Annotated in this window: 13 protein-coding genes and 1 pseudogene; 8 read left to right on the top strand and 6 right to left on the bottom strand. The window is 69.9% G+C overall.

The annotated features are described in order from the left end of the window. Positions 1-143: 143 nt before the first annotated feature. Positions 144-917, bottom strand: coding sequence for a DUF2637 domain-containing protein (locus ACZ4VA_RS34150; RefSeq protein WP_356176203.1), 774 nt, complete (start codon positions 915-917; stop codon positions 144-146). A gap of 927 nt (positions 918-1,844) precedes the next feature. Between ACZ4VA_RS34150 and ACZ4VA_RS34145 the strand changes: the two genes are divergently transcribed. Together ACZ4VA_RS34145 and ACZ4VA_RS34140 are read left to right on the top strand one after the other, a co-directional pair. Then, the gene (locus ACZ4VA_RS34145) at positions 1,845-2,615 is read left to right on the top strand and encodes an ABC transporter ATP-binding protein (RefSeq protein WP_468083849.1); all 771 of its coding nucleotides are present in this window, start codon (positions 1,845-1,847) and stop codon (positions 2,613-2,615) included. A gap of 51 nt (positions 2,616-2,666) precedes the next feature. After that, on the top strand, positions 2,667-5,231 hold the full coding sequence (locus ACZ4VA_RS34140; protein ID WP_468083847.1) for an ABC transporter permease: 2,565 nt from the start codon (positions 2,667-2,669) through the stop codon (positions 5,229-5,231). Positions 5,232-5,389: 158 nt separating this feature from the next. Here ACZ4VA_RS34140 and ACZ4VA_RS34135 read toward each other — a convergent pair whose 3' ends face one another. Next, positions 5,390-6,271, bottom strand: coding sequence for an NmrA family NAD(P)-binding protein (locus ACZ4VA_RS34135; protein WP_468083845.1), 882 nt, complete (start codon positions 6,269-6,271; stop codon positions 5,390-5,392). Between the two features lie 125 nt (positions 6,272-6,396). Between ACZ4VA_RS34135 and ACZ4VA_RS34130 the strand changes: the two genes are divergently transcribed. Next, positions 6,397-7,299 (top strand): LysR family transcriptional regulator, encoded by a 903-nt coding sequence (locus ACZ4VA_RS34130; RefSeq protein WP_468083843.1) that lies wholly within the window; start codon positions 6,397-6,399, stop codon positions 7,297-7,299. A gap of 214 nt (positions 7,300-7,513) precedes the next feature. On the opposite strand, the gene ACZ4VA_RS34125 is transcribed toward ACZ4VA_RS34130, so the two are convergent. After that, entirely contained in the window at positions 7,514-8,263 is a 750-nt protein-coding gene (locus ACZ4VA_RS34125; protein ID WP_468083841.1) for an SDR family oxidoreductase, read from the bottom strand. A gap of 145 nt (positions 8,264-8,408) precedes the next feature. Beyond that, a complete protein-coding gene (locus ACZ4VA_RS34120; protein WP_356168922.1) occupies positions 8,409-8,840 on the bottom strand; it encodes an Rrf2 family transcriptional regulator in 432 nt (143 codons plus the stop codon). Positions 8,841-9,281: 441 nt separating this feature from the next. Between ACZ4VA_RS34120 and ACZ4VA_RS34115 the strand changes: the two genes are divergently transcribed. From ACZ4VA_RS34115 to ACZ4VA_RS34105, 3 genes and pseudogenes are all read left to right on the top strand, one after another. Beyond that, on the top strand, positions 9,282-10,121 hold the full coding sequence (locus tag ACZ4VA_RS34115; protein ID WP_356168925.1) for an alpha/beta fold hydrolase: 840 nt from the start codon (positions 9,282-9,284) through the stop codon (positions 10,119-10,121). A gap of 128 nt (positions 10,122-10,249) precedes the next feature. Continuing rightward, positions 10,250-10,402, top strand: a pseudogene (locus ACZ4VA_RS34110) (nucleotidyltransferase domain-containing protein); the annotation flags it as partial. 358 nt (positions 10,403-10,760) lie between these two features. Then, the gene (locus ACZ4VA_RS34105; RefSeq protein ID WP_356168928.1) at positions 10,761-11,516 is read left to right on the top strand and encodes an ANTAR domain-containing protein; all 756 of its coding nucleotides are present in this window, start codon (positions 10,761-10,763) and stop codon (positions 11,514-11,516) included. A gap of 296 nt (positions 11,517-11,812) precedes the next feature. Here the strand turns inward: ACZ4VA_RS34105 and ACZ4VA_RS34100 are convergent, their stop codons facing one another. Further along, positions 11,813-12,283, bottom strand: a complete 471-nt coding sequence (locus tag ACZ4VA_RS34100) for an Lrp/AsnC family transcriptional regulator (RefSeq protein ID WP_389391881.1) — start codon at positions 12,281-12,283, stop codon at positions 11,813-11,815. A 95-nt stretch (positions 12,284-12,378) separates the two neighbouring features. Between ACZ4VA_RS34100 and ACZ4VA_RS34095 the strand changes: the two genes are divergently transcribed. After that, entirely contained in the window at positions 12,379-13,254 is an 876-nt protein-coding gene (locus tag ACZ4VA_RS34095; RefSeq protein WP_389391882.1) for an LLM class flavin-dependent oxidoreductase, read from the top strand. Next, positions 13,251-13,679 carry a nucleoside deaminase gene (locus ACZ4VA_RS34090; protein ID WP_389391883.1) on the top strand — a complete coding sequence of 143 codons (429 nt, stop codon included), beginning with the start codon at positions 13,251-13,253 and terminating at the stop codon, positions 13,677-13,679. Before ACZ4VA_RS34095 ends, ACZ4VA_RS34090 begins: the two co-directional genes overlap by 4 nt. Before the next feature lie 21 nt (positions 13,680-13,700). On the opposite strand, the gene ACZ4VA_RS34085 is transcribed toward ACZ4VA_RS34090, so the two are convergent. Further along, entirely contained in the window at positions 13,701-15,989 is a 2,289-nt protein-coding gene (locus ACZ4VA_RS34085; protein ID WP_468083837.1) for a lantibiotic dehydratase, read from the bottom strand. Between the last annotated feature and the right edge of the window lie 48 nt (positions 15,990-16,037).

The raw sequence follows: 16,037 nt of genomic DNA, 5'->3' as shown, positions 1-16,037 counted from the left end.
CAACGCGGGCTGACACGCGGCAGGTTGCACGGTGATCACGCCCGTCCGCGCGGCCCGACCCGCCAGGATCGGGTGGGTGTCTGATGGGTGCCGCGACGAGTGGCGAGACCGTCGAGGACAAGAGGTACGGCTCCGGTGAGCACTTAGCGGCGGGCTCGGTGGGGCCGGCGTCGGGGCGGCCGTCGATGAGGGCGGGTGAGAGTGATCTGACGGACAAGCTGGTGAAAGCACGTCAGTGCGGTGATCGGCGGCAGGCCGGCCACCGCCACGCCAGGAAGCGTCTTTTCGGCCTGGTTGATGCACAGGGTGACCGCGAGAGCGGAGAACAACACGACCACGGTCCAGGAGTGCGCTGCCCGGCGTCGGTGCAAAGCCGCGCGCAGAACAGACAGCGAGGCCACGAGCCAGGGCCCGAAGACGAGGAGAGGCCAGCCGCGGGTAAGGCTCTCCGGCACGCTTGGAGTGGCCAGATGGCGCAGCGGGTCATACGAGACGGCTGCGCCGAACATGCTGACCATGGCGACGATGAGTGCCGTGAGCGCTGCGAGACTGATGCTGGCGACCTTCAGCCATGACCATCCTTGCGGAGGACGGACCCGACGCAGGCGTGGTCTGCGGTGGTCGTGAGATCCCGTCCGAGGACGCGGCACAGCAGCGTGAACGGTCTGTGGCGGCTCAACTGTGGTGCGTAGCACCTCTGCCAGTTCGTCGTCCAGGCGCTGGGTGTGGTCGAAGACGAACTGGTCCTGCGGGTCGTTCAGGACTTGGTGAGGGAAGGGGTCCTGTACCGGGCTGAAAAGCTCCTGCATGTTCACCAGGTTTTCGGGGTGTGCTGCAGGGGGCCCCGGGTCGACGGAGTACAGGTGCTCGTAGGACGGTTCCGGATAGGGATCGAAGATTCCACTCCGTTCATGCATGTTGTTTTTTCTCCCGCCGGGCGCTCTGCATCTCAACTGATTCGTGCCGCTGGACTGCGTTTTGTGACACGGGAGCCGGCGCGGGGTCGTTCACTGAATGCGTCATGCCTGCGCTCGCAGTGGGGAAGCCTCCGGAGGCCGCCCTGTTTTGAAATTCGGCCTGCAGATGGTCAAGATGCTGCAAAAACTCTTTCAGGACATCCGTGAAATATGTCCTGTCGGGTGTCGTGGTTGGTTGCGGGAGCGCGGGATCCGGGACTTCCGTGGGGCCTTCTTTCCAGGCGGCCGACGGACCCCCGTTCCAGGGCGAGCGGATCTGGCCGGCAGAGCGCGTGCCCCCTGCCCGATGGAAGTTCCTGGGTGCTGTCATATGCCATGAACGATTGTGGCGCGCGCATGGATGCCCGGCAGACGGGTGAGCCGGGATGCAGGAGAGGGGATCTCCGGAGGGCCTCGTTGACCGCGACCGTTAAAACTCCCCTCACCATATACACCTAGCGAACTTGAGATAATCGGATTCGCCGACACCGATTCCGCCGCCCTGTCATCGTTCCGGGGAGCGGGCGATGACCTACGGTGCCTGCTTGCATCTGGGCCGGTCTTTGCGTCACGGACGCTGCGCTCGGTCTTTCCCGGTGAGCACCGGCCGGGGCGGCCGTCTCCGGCCGCCCGGACGCCGTCCCCCCACCCGACTACGCGCATGTAGTACCGCCACGCGTTACGTCTGTGCACCTTCGCCTGTGCTGCAACTGCCCCCGGAATCCGCCTCTCTCGGGGGTGCCGTCATACCAGAGGAGGAGGAGCGGAGTGGGTGGTCCGACTCAAGAGGGCCCTTGGAACGGGCACGGGGACTGACGATCCGCGGCCGCGGGGCGGACACGATGAGGTGGTCCCCGATGCCCATCCCATGCCACAGGAGCCCTTCTCGTGACCACCACGCCCACCGCTCACCGCGCCACCGCCGTGGCCGCCCGCGCCACGGACCTGTCCAAGGTGTACGGCCAGGGCGAGACCCAGGTGGTCGCGCTCGACCGGGTCACCGTCGACTTCCGGCAGGCCGAGTTCACGGCGATCATGGGCCCCTCCGGGTCCGGCAAGTCCACGCTCATGCACTGCGTGGCCGGCCTGGACACCTTCAGCTCCGGCTCCGTGCGCATCGGCGAGACCGAGCTCGGCTCGCTCAAGGACAAGCAGCTCACCCGGCTGCGCCGCGACAAGATCGGCTTCATCTTCCAGGCGTTCAACCTGCTGCCGACCCTGACCGCGCTGGAGAACATCACGCTCCCCATGGACATCGCGGGCCGCAAGCCCGACAAGCAGTGGCTGCAGAAGGTCATCGACATGGTGGGTCTGCACGACCGGCTCGGTCACCGCCCGACCCAGCTCTCCGGCGGTCAGCAGCAGCGCGTCGCCGTCGCCCGGGCGCTCGCCTCCCAGCCGGACATCATCTTCGGCGACGAGCCGACCGGAAACCTCGACTCCCGGGCGGGCGCCGAGGTGCTGGGCTTCCTGCGCAACTCCGTACGCGAGCTGGGCCAGACCGTCGTCATGGTCACCCACGACCCGGTGGCCGCCGCGTACGCGGACCGCGTGGTCTTCCTCGCCGACGGGCGGATCGTCGACGAGATGATCCACCCCTCCGCGGACGGCGTCCTGGACCGCATGAAGGAATTCGACGCCAAGGGCCGGACCAGCTGACCATCCGCCGATCCGTCGACCTCCGGCTCTCACCACAGGACTGACACACACATGTTCCGTACCGCCCTGCGCACCGTGCTCGCGCACAAGGCCAGACTGCTGATGACCGTGCTCGCCGTCATGCTCGGCGTGGCGTTCGTCTCCGGCACCCTGGTCTTCACCGACACCCTCGGCAACGCCTACCGCAACCAGTCGGCCAAGAGCTACGACGACGTCGCCGTCGCCGTCACCACCTACGGCGTCCAGGACGACGGCAAGAAGTCCGGCATCGACAACGCGACCCTGGACAGGATCCGTGGTCTGGACGGCGTCGCCGAGGCCACCGGGCGGGTGTCCGGCTTCGCCGGGGTCGCCGACCAGGACGGCAAGCTGATCGGCAACGGCTGGTCCAACACCGGCGCCAACTACGCCCCGGGCAAGAACGGCAAGGCCGGTAAGAACGCAGCGGATCCGGCGTACACCTTCACCGACGGCTCGGGCCCGGTGAAGGACGACCAGATCGCTCTCGACCAGGACTCCGCGGCCAAGGGCGAGTACGAGGTCGGCGACACCGTGCGGGTCGCCACCAACGGGCCCGTGAAGGAGTACACCCTCGCCGGTGTCTTCACCACCGAGGACGGCGCCGTGAACGCGGGTGGCAGCCTCGTGCTGTTCGACACCGCCGTGGCGCAGAAGCTGTACCTCCAGCCGGGGTACTACCAGGACGTCACCATCGCCGCCGAGCCGGGCGCCTCCGACGCGAAGCTCCTCGACGCCGTCCGGCCGCTGCTGCCGAAGGACTCCGAGGCGCAGACCGGCCGCGAGCTCGCCGACAAGCAGGCGATGGACATCGAGTCGGGGCTGAGCAGTCTCAACAAGATGCTGCTGGCCTTCGCCGCCATCGCCCTGTTCGTCGGCGTCTTCCTGATCGCCAACACCTTCACCATGCTGGTCGCCCAGCGCACCAAGGAACTCGCCCTGCTGCGGGCCGTCGGCGCCTCCCGCCGGCAGGTCAAGCGCTCGGTGATCCTCGAGGCCATGATCGTCGGCGTGATCGCCTCCGTCGTCGGCTTCGCGCTCGGCATCGGACTCGCCACCGGACTGCGGTCCGCCATGGGCTCGTTCGGCGCCAAGGTCCCGGCCGGACCGCTGATCGTCTCCCCCACCGCGGTCCTCTCCGCCCTCGGCGTCGGTGTTCTGATCACCGTTCTCGCTGCCTGGCTGCCCGCCCGCCGGGCCGCGAAGATCCCGCCGGTGGCGGCCATGGGCAGCGCCCATCTGCCCGCCAGCACCAAGTCGCTGGTCGTGCGCAACACCCTGGGCGGCATCATCACGCTGGGCGGTGCCGCGGCAATCTTCGGCGGCGCCGCCGTCGGCGAGAACACCGGCCGCATGTTCATCGGTGCCGGTGCCTTCCTGGCGCTGATCGGCATCATCGTGCTGATCCCGCTGCTCTCCCGCCCGGTCATCGCGCTCGCCAAGCCGCTGCTGCACCGCGGGTTCGGGGTGTCCGGCAAGCTCGCCGGCAAGAACGCGGTGCGCAACCCGCGCCGTACCGGCGCCACCGCCTCGGCGCTGGCGATCGGTCTCACCCTGGTCACCGGCCTCACCGTCATCGGTGTCACGCTGGGCCAGGCCATCGACAAGATGACCACCGACAACATCCGCGCCGACTACATGGTCACCATGGCGAGCGGCGGCGGCCTGGACAAGTCCGCGCTGAGCGCGCTGGAGAAGGCCGACGGCGTCACCGCGGTCTCCCCGCAGCAGGCCACCTCGGTGAAGGTCAAGGGCACCTGGCACTCCGCCTCCGCGGTCACCCCTGGCGACGTGCAGCAGGTCTTCGACCTGAAGCTCCTCTCCGGATCGTTGGACACCCTCGGCAAGGGCGGGATCGCCGTCGCCGAGAAGACCGCCAAGTCCAACGGCTGGAAGGCCGGCGACAAGCTGCCCGTGACGGTCGGCGACGACCAGGGCGGCGGCAAGTCGGCGACGAAGACCATGACGGTCGGCGCGATCTACCAGGACAACGAGTTCCTCTCGCCGGTGGTGGTGCCGACCTCACTGGTCGCGCCCTTCGAGCCCAAGCCGTACATCCCCGAGATCTGGGTGAAGACGGACGGCGGCGCGAGCAAGGCCAACGAGCAGGCGCTCGTGAACGCGCTCGGTGACAACCCGGCGATGAGCGTCATGGACCGCCAGGACATCCGCAACACGTTCGGCGGCATGATCAACACGATGCTGAACATCATGTACGGGCTGCTCGCCATGGCCCTGCTGATCGCGGTGCTCGGCGTCGTCAACACCCTCGCGATGTCCGTCTTCGAACGCCAGCAGGAGATCGGCATGCTGCGGGCGATCGGCCTGGACCGCGGCAAGGTCAAGCGCATGATCCGCCTGGAGGCGGTCATCATCTCCCTCTTCGGCGCGGTGATCGGCGTCGGTCTCGGTACGTTCCTGGCCTGGGCGATCGGCGAGACGATCCGCTCGAGCATCCCGAACTACGCACTGGTCCTGCCGTGGGAGCGGATCGGCGTCTTCCTGCTGCTGGCCGGAGTCGTCGGTGTGCTGGCCTCGTTGTGGCCGGCCCGCAGCGCCGCGCGGCTGAACATGCTGACGGCGATCAAGACGGAGTAACCGCACGTGACGCACGGGTGCCCCGCGACCGGTCCGGTCGCGGGGCACCCGTGCGTCACGTGACAGGCAAAGATCAATACGGCCGCTCTCACGCATCGGTGTGCGTCGTAGTGGCGACCGCGCCGCGGCCGATCCGGTGACCGGCGTACGCCCACCGGTCAGGGCTGGAGGGCCGGCTTCAGGACGTTGCGGCACCACTGGCGGAACCCGGTGGCGGTGGCGGAGGCCGGGTCGCGGGGTTCGGTGTCGTAGATGCCGTTGTTCTGCGCGCCCACCATGTCGGCCATGTCCTGGGCCAGCGAAGGGCTCGCGCCGTGCTGCACCATCTGGGTCTGGAAGTCAGCGAGCGGCACTTGCTGGTAGCGCACCGTGCGTCCCGCGGTTTCGGAGATGATCTCGGCCATGGCGTCGGGGGTCAGGTTGTCGGGGCTGACCAGGGGGACGCGGGCCTGGCCGTTCCAGGTGGTGTCCAGCAGAAGGGCTGCCGCCGCGGCGGCCACGTCCTGGGTGGCGACGGTCAGCAACGGCCGGCCCGCGGTGTTCGCCATGGAGAACACGCCCTGCTGGGTGATCTGTTGGGCCTGGCGGAGGACGTTCTCCATGAAGAACGGCAGTGCCAGCGCCCGGTAGTGCACGCCGGTGCTCTCGATCAGCTCGTCCATGTGGAGCGCGGCCGACAGAAGTCCGGCTTCGCCGTTGTAGCCGTGCCCCAGGGAGGTGACGTGGACCATCCGCACGCCCCGGCCGGCGGCTTCCTGGGCGGCGGCCCGGGTGAAGTCCAGGTAGTAGCTCTTGGCGGGGCCGGCGTCCTGGAAGCGGGCCGGGGGTACGAGCCAGAACAGGCGATCGGCGCCTTCCAGTGCCTTGGCGATCGTGTCGGCGTCGGCGTGGGAGCCCTCCACCACCTCTGCCTGCGCGTGCACGTGCTCCGGGAGGCGGGAGGCGTCGCGGGCGATCACCCGCACGGCTTCACCGCTGTCCAGGACGCGGTGAAGGACCTGTCCGCCGATGTCTCCGGTCGGCGTGGTGATGACGATCATGAGTGCCTCCATGGGTGGCGGGCGACGGCGAACCACAGGGGCGTGCCGGGCGGTCGCTTTCGAGTGAACCCGGCGCAGCGGTGCAGGTGAAGGACCAGTTCGGTAGCCATTGATACCCTGGCGGTATGAATGATCTGGAGGTGCGGCAGCTCCGCTACTTCGTCGCGGTCGCGGAGGAACTGCACTTCGGGCGCGCCGCCGGCCGGCTGGGTATGGCGCAGCCGCCGCTGTCCCGGACGATCCGGGATCTTGAGCGACAGCTCGGTGTGACGCTGTTCGAGCGGACCACCCGGCAGGTGAGGCTCACTGGTGCCGGCGAGGTCCTGCTGCGCGACGCCAGGAGCGCCCTGGAGGCGGTCACCGCCGCTGCCCACCGGGCCCGGCACGCCGGGAGCGCCTCGCCCCGGTTGCGGATCGCCCTCAAGGCCGACATCGACGGCGGTCTGCTGCCGCAGATCCTGGACGCCTACAGCGCCGACCCCGCGGCTCTGCCGCCCGAACTGGTGCTTGGAGGGTTCGGCGAGCAGCCCCAGGCACTGCGCGACGGCCTCGCCGATGTCGCGCTGGTGCTCCGCCCCGTGGACGAGCGGGGGCTGGACAGCGAGCCGCTGCTGACCGAGCCGGTCCTGGTCGCCCTGGCGGCCACCGATCCGCTGGCCGCCCGCACCGAGCTGTGCCTGGCCGACCTGGCCGGGCGGAGCCTGCCCAGCGGTGCGCCCGCCGACAGCGGCCGAATGGCGCCGCCCTCGCCCGGGGCGACAAGTCCTGTCTCCAACTTGTCGGAGATCTTCAGCCTCGTCGAGACGGGCAGCGTCGTGTTCTTCGCGCCCGCCTCGGTCGCCCGGCAGAACCCGCGCCCTGGCATCGCCTACCGGCCGGTCAGCGATCTGCCTGATTGCACCCTGGCCGTCGCGTGGCCTCAGGAGGCCCGCTCTGCGGCCGTCGCCGCCTTCGTACGCGCCGCCTGCGTGATCGCGGTCGCCCACCGCGCACAGGCGGAAGCCCACGTGCAGAGCACGACCGCCTGAGCCGACGATCGGCCCGCCGACACCGGCTGCGGGCCGGGCCGGCAGCAGCGACTCGGGAGGGAGTCACGCAAGGGGTGTCTTGAGGCGGCCATGGCTCGGTGCACTTCCTGCCGCTCCAGCTCTTGCCGGACCACCGCCCCCACGTCGCGTGCGCAAGGGGACGGGCGCGGCCGGGATCGGAGCGACGGCTTCTGGCGTATCGAGGTCGCGTGCTTCAGATCTGGTTGAGGCCGCCGTCGACGAAGAGTTCGGTACCGGTGACGAAGCTGCTCTGGTCGCCGGCGAGGAAGAGCGCCGCGGCGGCCGCCTCGTCGGGGCGGCCCATGCGGCCCAGCGGCACCTGGCTCGCGAAGAAGCCCCACAGCTTGGCGGCCTCGTCTGCGCCGGGGGCCAGACCGGCGTTCCCTGGTGTCTCGATGGGGCCGAGGACGAGGGTGTTGACACGGATCTTCCGGTGCCTGAGTTCGTTGGCCCAGGTGCGGGAGAACGAACGGATGGCGGCCTTCGAGGCGGCGTAGACGCCGAACGCCTCACCACCGGAGGTCGCCGCGGTGGAGCCGGTGAGAATCACCGAGGCACCGTCGTTCAGCAGCGGCAGCGCCTTCTGGACGGTGAAGAGCGTGCCTCGCACATTGATGCCGAAGGTGGTGTCGAAGTGCCGCTCGGTGACCTGCTCCAGGGTGGAGAAGTCACCGCCGCCCGCGTTGGCGAACAGCACGTCCACGCGTCGCCCCTGATCGGCGACGGCGGCGTAGAGCCGGTCGAGGTCGGCCGGGTCGGAGACGTCACCTCGGACCGCCGTGGCGTTCGGGCCGATCTCGGCCAGGGCGGCGTCCAGTGCTTCTTGCCGTCGCCCGGTGATGAAGACGTGTGCTCCTTCGGCGGCGAAGCGCTTGGCGCCGGCCAGTCCGATGCCGCTGTTGCCGCCGGTTATTACGGCGGTCTTCCCGTCGAGCTGTCCCATGATGGGAACTCCAGTTCTATATAGAGGGGCCGGGATCGGCCCGTGAAGGTTGATGGTGTCGCCGCCCGGCAGAGCGGGACGTGAGGAGGGGGCACCGGCGGCGTGCCGGTCCGGCCCCTGAAGGGTGCACGCGACGCAACGGGGGTCAGCGCGACGCGAGGACGTCCTGCAGGACGTCGGCCAGTGTGATCCGCTCCAGTTCGGTGCGGACGGCTTCCTCGACACGGGCGTACACCGGGCGCATCGCGGGCTGGATACCGGAACCGACCGGACAGCCGAGGTTGGGTTCCGCTCGGTGCATGGCGAACAGCGGTGGCGGCTCGATCGCCTCGTACACGTCCCGCAGGGTGATGTCCTCCAGCGGTCTGGCGAGTACCCAGCCGGCGTCGGCGCCGCGTCGCGAGTGGACCAGTCCGGCGTCGCGCATCCGGCCGAGCAGCCGCCGGATCACGACGGGGTTGGTGTTGACGCTGCCCGCGACACCCTCGGATGTCGCCGTTCCGTCGCCGATCCGACGGTGCAGCTCGATCCACGTCAGCGCGTGCGCCGCCACGGTGAGCTGACTGTTGCCCGCCACGTGACCACCTCCTTGAACGTAACCGTAATTGTTACATCGGGGGTCGTCAAACGAATGTCGGCGTCACCGCGGGCGGAAACCCCTTGGCACGGGCTGCGACATCCGCGCTCGTGCCGGTTCGCGGCGGGCGCCCGCCGGAAAGTTGCCGCCCCTCCTGGACCGACGCACCCTGGAAAGGGAGTTCGGCACGGCCGGTCCGTGCGGGAGGCTGCGCGAAGCGACCGGCGCCGGCACAGCGAGGACATGTCGCCCACCGTCACGGAGCGACGATCACCACCGTTCCGGCTGCCCGAGCTCACTGCCGGTCCTCCCGCTCACATCGGCCGATCGGCACCACGGCAGTCGTCCTGCGCGTGAGGGACCTCGCCGCGGCGACGCGATCCGCTCGCGTAAGGAACGGAGCGCGAGAGGGAGCGATCAACCATCCGGGAAGGAATACCCATGAGCACGGTCACCACCGCGGACGGCACGAGCATCTACTACGTCGACTGGGGGCCACGGGACGCGACGCCGCTCGTCTTCCACCACGGCTGGCCACTGAGCCATGTGGACTGGGACAGCCAGCTGCTGTACTTCCTCTCCAAGGGCTACCGGGTCATCGCGCACGACCGTCGTGGTCACGGGCGCTCCGGCCAGCCGTCGTCGGGCCATGAGATGGACACCTACGCCGCGGACGTGGCCGCCTTGACCGACGCGCTGGATCTGCGGGACGCCGTGCACATCGGGCACTCCACCGGCGGCGGTGAAGTGGTCCACTACGTGGCTCGTGCGGAGCCCGGGCGCGTCTCCAAAGCGGTGATCGTGTCGGCGGTGCCGCCCGTCATGGTCAAGAAGGACAGCAACCCCGAGGGAACCCCGATCGAGGCGTTCGACGAACTGCGCGCCGGGCTCGCCGCCAACCGCGCCCAGTTCTACATCGACGTGGCGTCCGGGCCCTTCTACGGCTACAACCGGCCCGGCGCCGAGGTGAACCAGGGGCTCATCGACCGATGGTGGGCGCAGGGGATGACGGGAGCCGTCAACGCGCACTACGAGTGCATCAAGGCGTTTTCCGAGACGGACTTCACCGAGGACCTGCAGCAGATCGACCTCCCGGTGCTCGTCATGCACGGCACCGACGACCAAATCGTGCCCTACGCGGACGCCGGCCCCAAGAGCGCCGAGATCCTGCGGAACGCCACCCTGAAGACCTACGAGGGGTACCCGCACGGGATGCTGTCCGTCTACCCGGATGTCCTCAACCCCGCGATCCTCGACTTCGTCACGGCATCCCGACGCTGACGCTTCCAGCCTGCATCGGGTGATGACATCTGACGACGTGTTGTTCGTCCTGGCCCTGTCGCGGCGGGCGAAGGCCGACGTCTGGCTCGGTGGCGGATGGGGGACGACGCTCTGATCGGCGAACAGACTGCTTCGTGACGGGCACCGTTCAGCAGACGCCAGTCCCGTGCTTGTCCGCCGAGCAGCAGGTCTACTTCCACCAGGGTTACGAACCATCGGAACGCGACCGGCACGACATGGCACAACTCCGCCGCGTCTTCGGGATCGCCACACACTTCTGAGATCGTGATGGCCGACTCCCCCAGCCTCCAGATGCACGGCGAACCGGCCGGCAAGCACGTCATGACTACCGTCACCCTGGCTGATGGACGCAGGAGCCGGTGCTTTCCGGCATGACAGGCCCTATTCCGAGCCGGGCAGGAGTGTGTCTAGGCTGGGGATGAGTGCTTAGGCCACAGGCACCCCGCAGGGACGCTTCATCAGTAGAGCGTGCGTTCCTGCGGTCCCTCCTGTCCGTGAGCCCTCAGGAAGTGTTGTCGTGATCGGCGAAAGCCCAGGGACCTCCGGTTCTCAGCCCCCCGCCAGCCGGGCGCTCGAGCCTCCTCAAGGGGTACCGGCCGCTGGGGCGGGTGCATTGAAGTGCGCAACCGGCAGCTGGCGCGGGCGGCGGTCGAACCGGCGCAGCAGGTGCTGGTCCACCGTTACCGTCTGCCCTCGCAGGCGGCGGGGTTCGATCTGCTGAAGCAGACCTCGCAGCGCTTCAACATCAAGCTGCATACGCTCGCCGATGCGCTCATGCACGTCGCCCCTCCGGATGCGGGCGCCGGCCAGTGGTTCCCCCGCCGGGCCCGCTTCAGGGCTCCGGTGCTGCCGGGCCTGGCGGTGCAGGGTGCCGAGCCTGGAAGTCACGGAGCGGTTCTTCGGGCCGCGCTGCGGCGAGTGCTGCACATCGCCGAGACCGGCATGGGCAACGTCCAGCTCGCCGAGCACGGAATGCTGCGCCTGGAGAAACACACCGGCCTGAACCGGTACTTCACCGACTTCTTCGCCTTCGTCAACGATTCGAGCACCCTGTGCGCGCAAGCAGCCCAGCAGCGTCAGCAGATCACCGTGAAAGACGTCGAATCAGCCGACATCTTCGATGAGGATTCCCGCCACGCCATCCTCCAGGCCGGCAGCCGCGCCGCCCACAGCCTCCCCCTCACCCACCGCGGCCACGTGCTCGGCATGATCTCCTCCCACCACGCACAGCCCTTGGCAGGCCTCAGCCAGACACAGCTCACCGCCCTGGACGACACCGGCGCCGCTGTCGGCCGATGGCTGCACTGGCACCGCCACACCCTCGTCCTCGACGCCCTCGAACACCTCCACACCACCACGGCCCGAAGCCGCTGACCCCGGACTCGGAGAGGCCGGCGAGAGCCGCCAAATCCTTTGGACGGGCGGCTGTGTGTCTGCTCGACCGTGCCCGGTGCCTGGCCCCGCAGATGCATCCCCACCCATGACGGACGCCCCTCGCGCGCCGGCAATCACGTCCCTGCGGGACTCACATTCGGCGGGCCCATCATCGTCATCCGCGGCAAGACAGTTCTGGCCGAACCCCCACCTGCGCGGTCAGGGCGCTGCCCGGCGGCCGTCGCCGCCGCTGGGCGCCGGGCCGGGTTCCGGCCGTGGGGTGGCGCATCCGTGCCCTACCTGCCGGTGGTCCCCCGAGGCGCCCCCGGGCCGCGCAGCGGGAGCGTTCGGCTGAGGACGAGGTTGGTGGTGGTGCTTCCGAACTCGGCCAACTCGTCGACGATCTCCTCCAGGTGGGCCGTCGACGTGGCCGCCACTTTCATGACGTAGCAGTCGTCTCCGGTGGTGCGCAGGCACTCCAGGATCTCCGGGCGCTCCTCCAGCAGCCGCCGCAGCGGCTCGTGCCGGGTTCCCGGCCCCGGGTACTTGAGCCGGACCACCGCCATCACCGGGTAACCGGTCCGCTGGAGGTCCACCTCCGCGCGGTACCCCGTGATCACCTCGGCCTCCTCGAGCCGGCGCACTCGCTCCTTGGTCGCCGACGCGCTCAGGTTCACCCGCCGTGCCAGCTCGGTGAACGGGATCCTGCCGTCCCGTTGGACTTCCGTCAGGATCGCCCAGTCCGTCGCGTCGAGACTCTCGGTCATCCGCCCATTTTACCGGCGGATCCACGGCTGAACTGCCTCTGAACAGGCGGGAATCCCTTCTGGCGGCCGCTACGTCCTGCCTAGGGTTGGGCCTTGTGAAGATCGGAGTGAACGTCCCCAACTTCGGCCCGGGCACCGACCCCGGCATGCTGCGCAGCTGGGCCCAGACCGTGGAGGGCCTGGGTTTCGACCTGATGATGGTCTCGGACCACGTAGCCATCACGCCGGACGTCGCCGAGCGCTACCCGGCACCCTTCTACGAGCCCTTCACCACCTTGTCCTGGCTGGCCGGCCTCACCACCCGTGTCCAGCTCGGCACGACGGTCCTCATCGCTCCCTACCGGCATCCTCTGCTCACCGCCCGCATGGCGGCCAATCTGAATGAGCTGAGCGGCGGCCGGCTGGTCCTCGGTGTCGGAGTGGGCTGGGCACAACAGGAGTTCGCCGCCCTCGGCATCCCGTTCGCACGGCGCGGACAGCTGACCGACGACCACCTGCGGGACATCCGGGCCGCCTGGAAGGACACCGCGTCCTACGGAGAGCGCCACATCCCGGTGTGGGTCGGCGGAAACAGCGACGCGGGGCTGCGCCGGGCCGTACGGCTCGCGGACGCATGGCATCCGCTGCACCCCACCATGCCGTGGCTGCGCGAAGCCGCGGGCAGGCTGGAGACGTACGCGGACCAGCAGCGCCTGCCCGTGCCGGCGCTGGCTCCCCGCATCGCCCTGCGACTCACCGAGGAACCCGTCGACGCCGAAGAGCGGCTCGCCGGTGAGGGCACCCTCGGCCAGATCATGGACGATCTCGACCAACTGCGGCTGCTGGGCGCCCGGTTCGTCGTCCTCGACACCTACCCGGGCGATCCCCGCGCGACGTGTCACCCGCGGGCGGCCTGGCAGGCGCTGGCCACCGTGGCCGCACACCTCCACGAGCCCGGCACTCCATCCGGCACCACGAGGGAGCAGTCATGACCCCACCCGACGACCACACCCTCCTGCGCCGGGCCATCTCGCTCGCGGCCAGGGCACGCGCGAGCGGCAACCCGCCCTTCGGATCGCTGCTGGCGGGACCGGACGGGACGATCCTGGCCGAGGAGCACAACACCACCCTCACCGACGACGACGTCACCGCGCACCCGGAACTCAAACTGGCGAGGTGGGCCGCACGAGAGCTCGACGCGCGGACGGCGGCGGGCACCACGATGTACACCAGCTGCCAGCCGTGCGGGATGTGTGAGGCCGTCATCCGATGGGCGGGGCTGCGGCGCGTGGTGTTCGCCCTGTCCAGCGAACAGCTCCTGGACATCAGGCCGGGCAGCAGCCGGCCGCCCGTGCCGCAGGAGGGCCCCGCACTGCTCGACGAGGTACGGGCCGTGGTCGAGCCCTACTACCGCTGACTGCCGGGCCCGGGGGGGAGTTCAGGGGCTGGGTTCCGTGTCGAAGGCCACGAACCGCAGCTCCGAGGTGTACCGGCGGCCTTCGTCGTCGGTGAGCCAGGTCTGTTCCGGGGTGGGCAGCATCTCGGTGATGGTGAAGGTGCCCTGCGGGTCCTTGCGGGACAGGCGGCGCAGCGCCTTGGCGAGGATGGTGACGTAGACGGGGCTGTCGAAGTCGACGTAGAAGGGCCGCGGTTCGGTGGGCAGGACGACGAAGACGTGGCGCGGCAGGCCGAGTCGGGTGTGCCAGTGGCGGGCGCGGACGAAGCGTCGGGCCTCGTCCTTGTCGTCGGCGAATGCCGTGTCGGTGGCGGGCAGCCGCCAGGTCTCCCGGGCGACCACCATGCGGTCGAGGGTCACTCGGGGGGTGTGGCCGGCCTGCGGCAGGAGTTGGAAGAGGTCCATCGCCAGTGTGGTCAGGACGTGGGAGAAGACGTCGATGGCCGGGAAGGCGGAGCCGTCCGGGAGGCGGACGAGGAGCCGGCCGTCGTGTTCTTCGACGGTGGCGTCGGCGCTGCGGACGGCCCGGGGGCGGGCGGGGTCGGCCGTGAAGTCGGCGAGGGCGACCTGGTGGTCCTCGGGGCGTACGAGCGTGTGACGGACCCGGACGGACAGGCGTGAGCGGTGCTCTTTGGGGATCAGGGGCATGAGGCGCGGGCCGGGGTGGTCGCGGTCGGTGAGGCGGAGCAGTTCGGCTGCGTCCGGGTGCTGGTGGGTGAACAGGGAGGCGCCCAGTGTGTTGGCGGCGAGGTGCAGTTCGCCCAGGACGAGGGTGAAGTCGCCGCGGGCCACCGCCTGCGCTCCGTCGGCGGCGATCATCACGTCCGGGCTGAGGTAGCGGGCTGCCGTCCAGGCGCCGCCGGTGCTCTTGAACGCCTCCCGTACCTGTGCCTCGATGTCCGCCGATGCCAGGGTCACCCGGCGGGTGCCCTCGGGGGCGGCCAGGATGCGCTGCCAGCGTGCGGCGAACTCCCGCTGGAGTTCGGTGGCGGTGGTGCGGGCGGCGCCGTGCAGGACCGGCAGGCACTCGAACCAGAAGGTCGCCAGGTCGACCTCGCCCTGGGCGGCGAGCCGGTCGTACACGCGGTGCGTCTTGGCCGTCACCGTCGCCGCGAGCTGTGTGGTGAGCCAGGTGGCGCTGTCCATGAGCAGCCGCAGCGGGTGCAGTGCGTCCAGCACGGCGGGGCCGAGGCGGGCGGTGGCGGAGCGGCGGGTGTCGGAGTAGACCAGCGCCCGGCAGGGAGCCGTCGACGCGGACTTCTCGCGTACGGCGGCTGTGTCGGTCAGGGCGGTGAAGTCCCGCTCCAGTTCCGTCATGGCTTGGACCAGTGCTTCCACGTCACGGGCCGCGGCCACTTCGGCGCGGCCGCGCTCCAGCCGGTCGAGTGCGGCCAGTGCGCGGTCGCGCGGCTGCGGTGCGCCGACGGATTCGAGCCAGGCTCGCAGGGCCCGGTCGGGGTGGGTGCCCGCGGGCACTTCCAGCCGCCAGGCCACCCAGCGGCGGGTTACCAGGTCGGCCAGGACGGCGGGCACGTCGGTGTCGGGGAGTTCGGCGGCGATGCGCCGGGCCGGGCGGACGCCGTCGCAGCGGGCCAGGACGGCCGCCGTGTCGGCGGACACGGTCACCGGGCGGCGTCCGGGTACCCGGACGCGGTCCCCGTCCAGTGCGATGAACGGCACGCGCCGGGGTGCGATCCATTCCCGCAGAGCGGGGTCGGTGTCCAGCGTCTTCGCCAGTGCGTCGATGCCCCAACTGGCCCAGTAGACGGTGGAGTCGGCGATGAGTCCGCGGCCTGTGTCGACGGCGGCGCCGGGTGTCGCGGCGTCCCAGCGGCCCCAGCCGACGGGGCCGAAGAAGCCGATGGTGTCGTTCTTGACGCAGAACCGCTGCCAGTAGTGCGCGACCAGTTCCTCGCGCTGGCGCGGCATGCTGCTGCGGCTGTCCACGCCCGGTGTCCAGCGCAGGAACGGGGCGATGCCGGAGGTGAGGACCGGCCGGTTCTGCCAGGCCACCGCCTCCCGGAAGGCGGGCATGCGGGCGATGTCCTGCAAGGTGTGCGCGCTCTCCACGGCGGCGTCCGCGAAGAGGCGGGCGAAGTCCGCCCAGCGGGCGCCCTCCAGCGGGTCGTCGGGGGTGAACTTGTCGGCCGCCTGCGCCAGGCCGGCCGGTGCCAGGCGCAGGACCCCGTCGGCGGGGAAGCCCGGCCCCCGCAGGGCGAACTGCTCCCACAGCCGCCAGCGGCCGAGGGACGGCACGAAGTCTTCGGTCATGGCACGGTTCTCCTTGGCGAGCGTGGGTGGACGGTCCTGCCCGTGCTG

Source organism: Streptomyces sp. NPDC028308 (assembly GCF_055565855.1).
The sequence above is the reverse complement of the archived record's forward strand: the minus strand, read 5'-3'. Positions and strand labels throughout refer to the sequence as shown.

Excerpts from the sequence above, each read along its gene's own strand:
- ACZ4VA_RS34150 (WP_356176203.1), bottom strand. The coding sequence starts at position 917 with ATGCATGAACGGAGTGGAATCTTCGATCCCTATCCGGAACCGTCCTAC.
- ACZ4VA_RS34140 (WP_468083847.1), top strand. The coding sequence starts at position 2,667 with ATGTTCCGTACCGCCCTGCGCACCGTGCTCGCGCACAAGGCCAGACTG.
- ACZ4VA_RS34135 (WP_468083845.1), bottom strand. The coding sequence starts at position 6,271 with ATGATCGTCATCACCACGCCGACCGGAGACATCGGCGGACAGGTCCTT.
- ACZ4VA_RS34130 (WP_468083843.1), top strand. The coding sequence starts at position 6,397 with ATGAATGATCTGGAGGTGCGGCAGCTCCGCTACTTCGTCGCGGTCGCG.
- ACZ4VA_RS34125 (WP_468083841.1), bottom strand. The coding sequence starts at position 8,263 with ATGGGACAGCTCGACGGGAAGACCGCCGTAATAACCGGCGGCAACAGC.
- ACZ4VA_RS34115 (WP_356168925.1), top strand. The coding sequence starts at position 9,282 with ATGAGCACGGTCACCACCGCGGACGGCACGAGCATCTACTACGTCGAC.
- ACZ4VA_RS34100 (WP_389391881.1), bottom strand. The coding sequence starts at position 12,283 with ATGACCGAGAGTCTCGACGCGACGGACTGGGCGATCCTGACGGAAGTC.
- ACZ4VA_RS34090 (WP_389391883.1), top strand. The coding sequence starts at position 13,251 with ATGACCCCACCCGACGACCACACCCTCCTGCGCCGGGCCATCTCGCTC.
- ACZ4VA_RS34085 (WP_468083837.1), bottom strand. The coding sequence starts at position 15,989 with ATGACCGAAGACTTCGTGCCGTCCCTCGGCCGCTGGCGGCTGTGGGAG.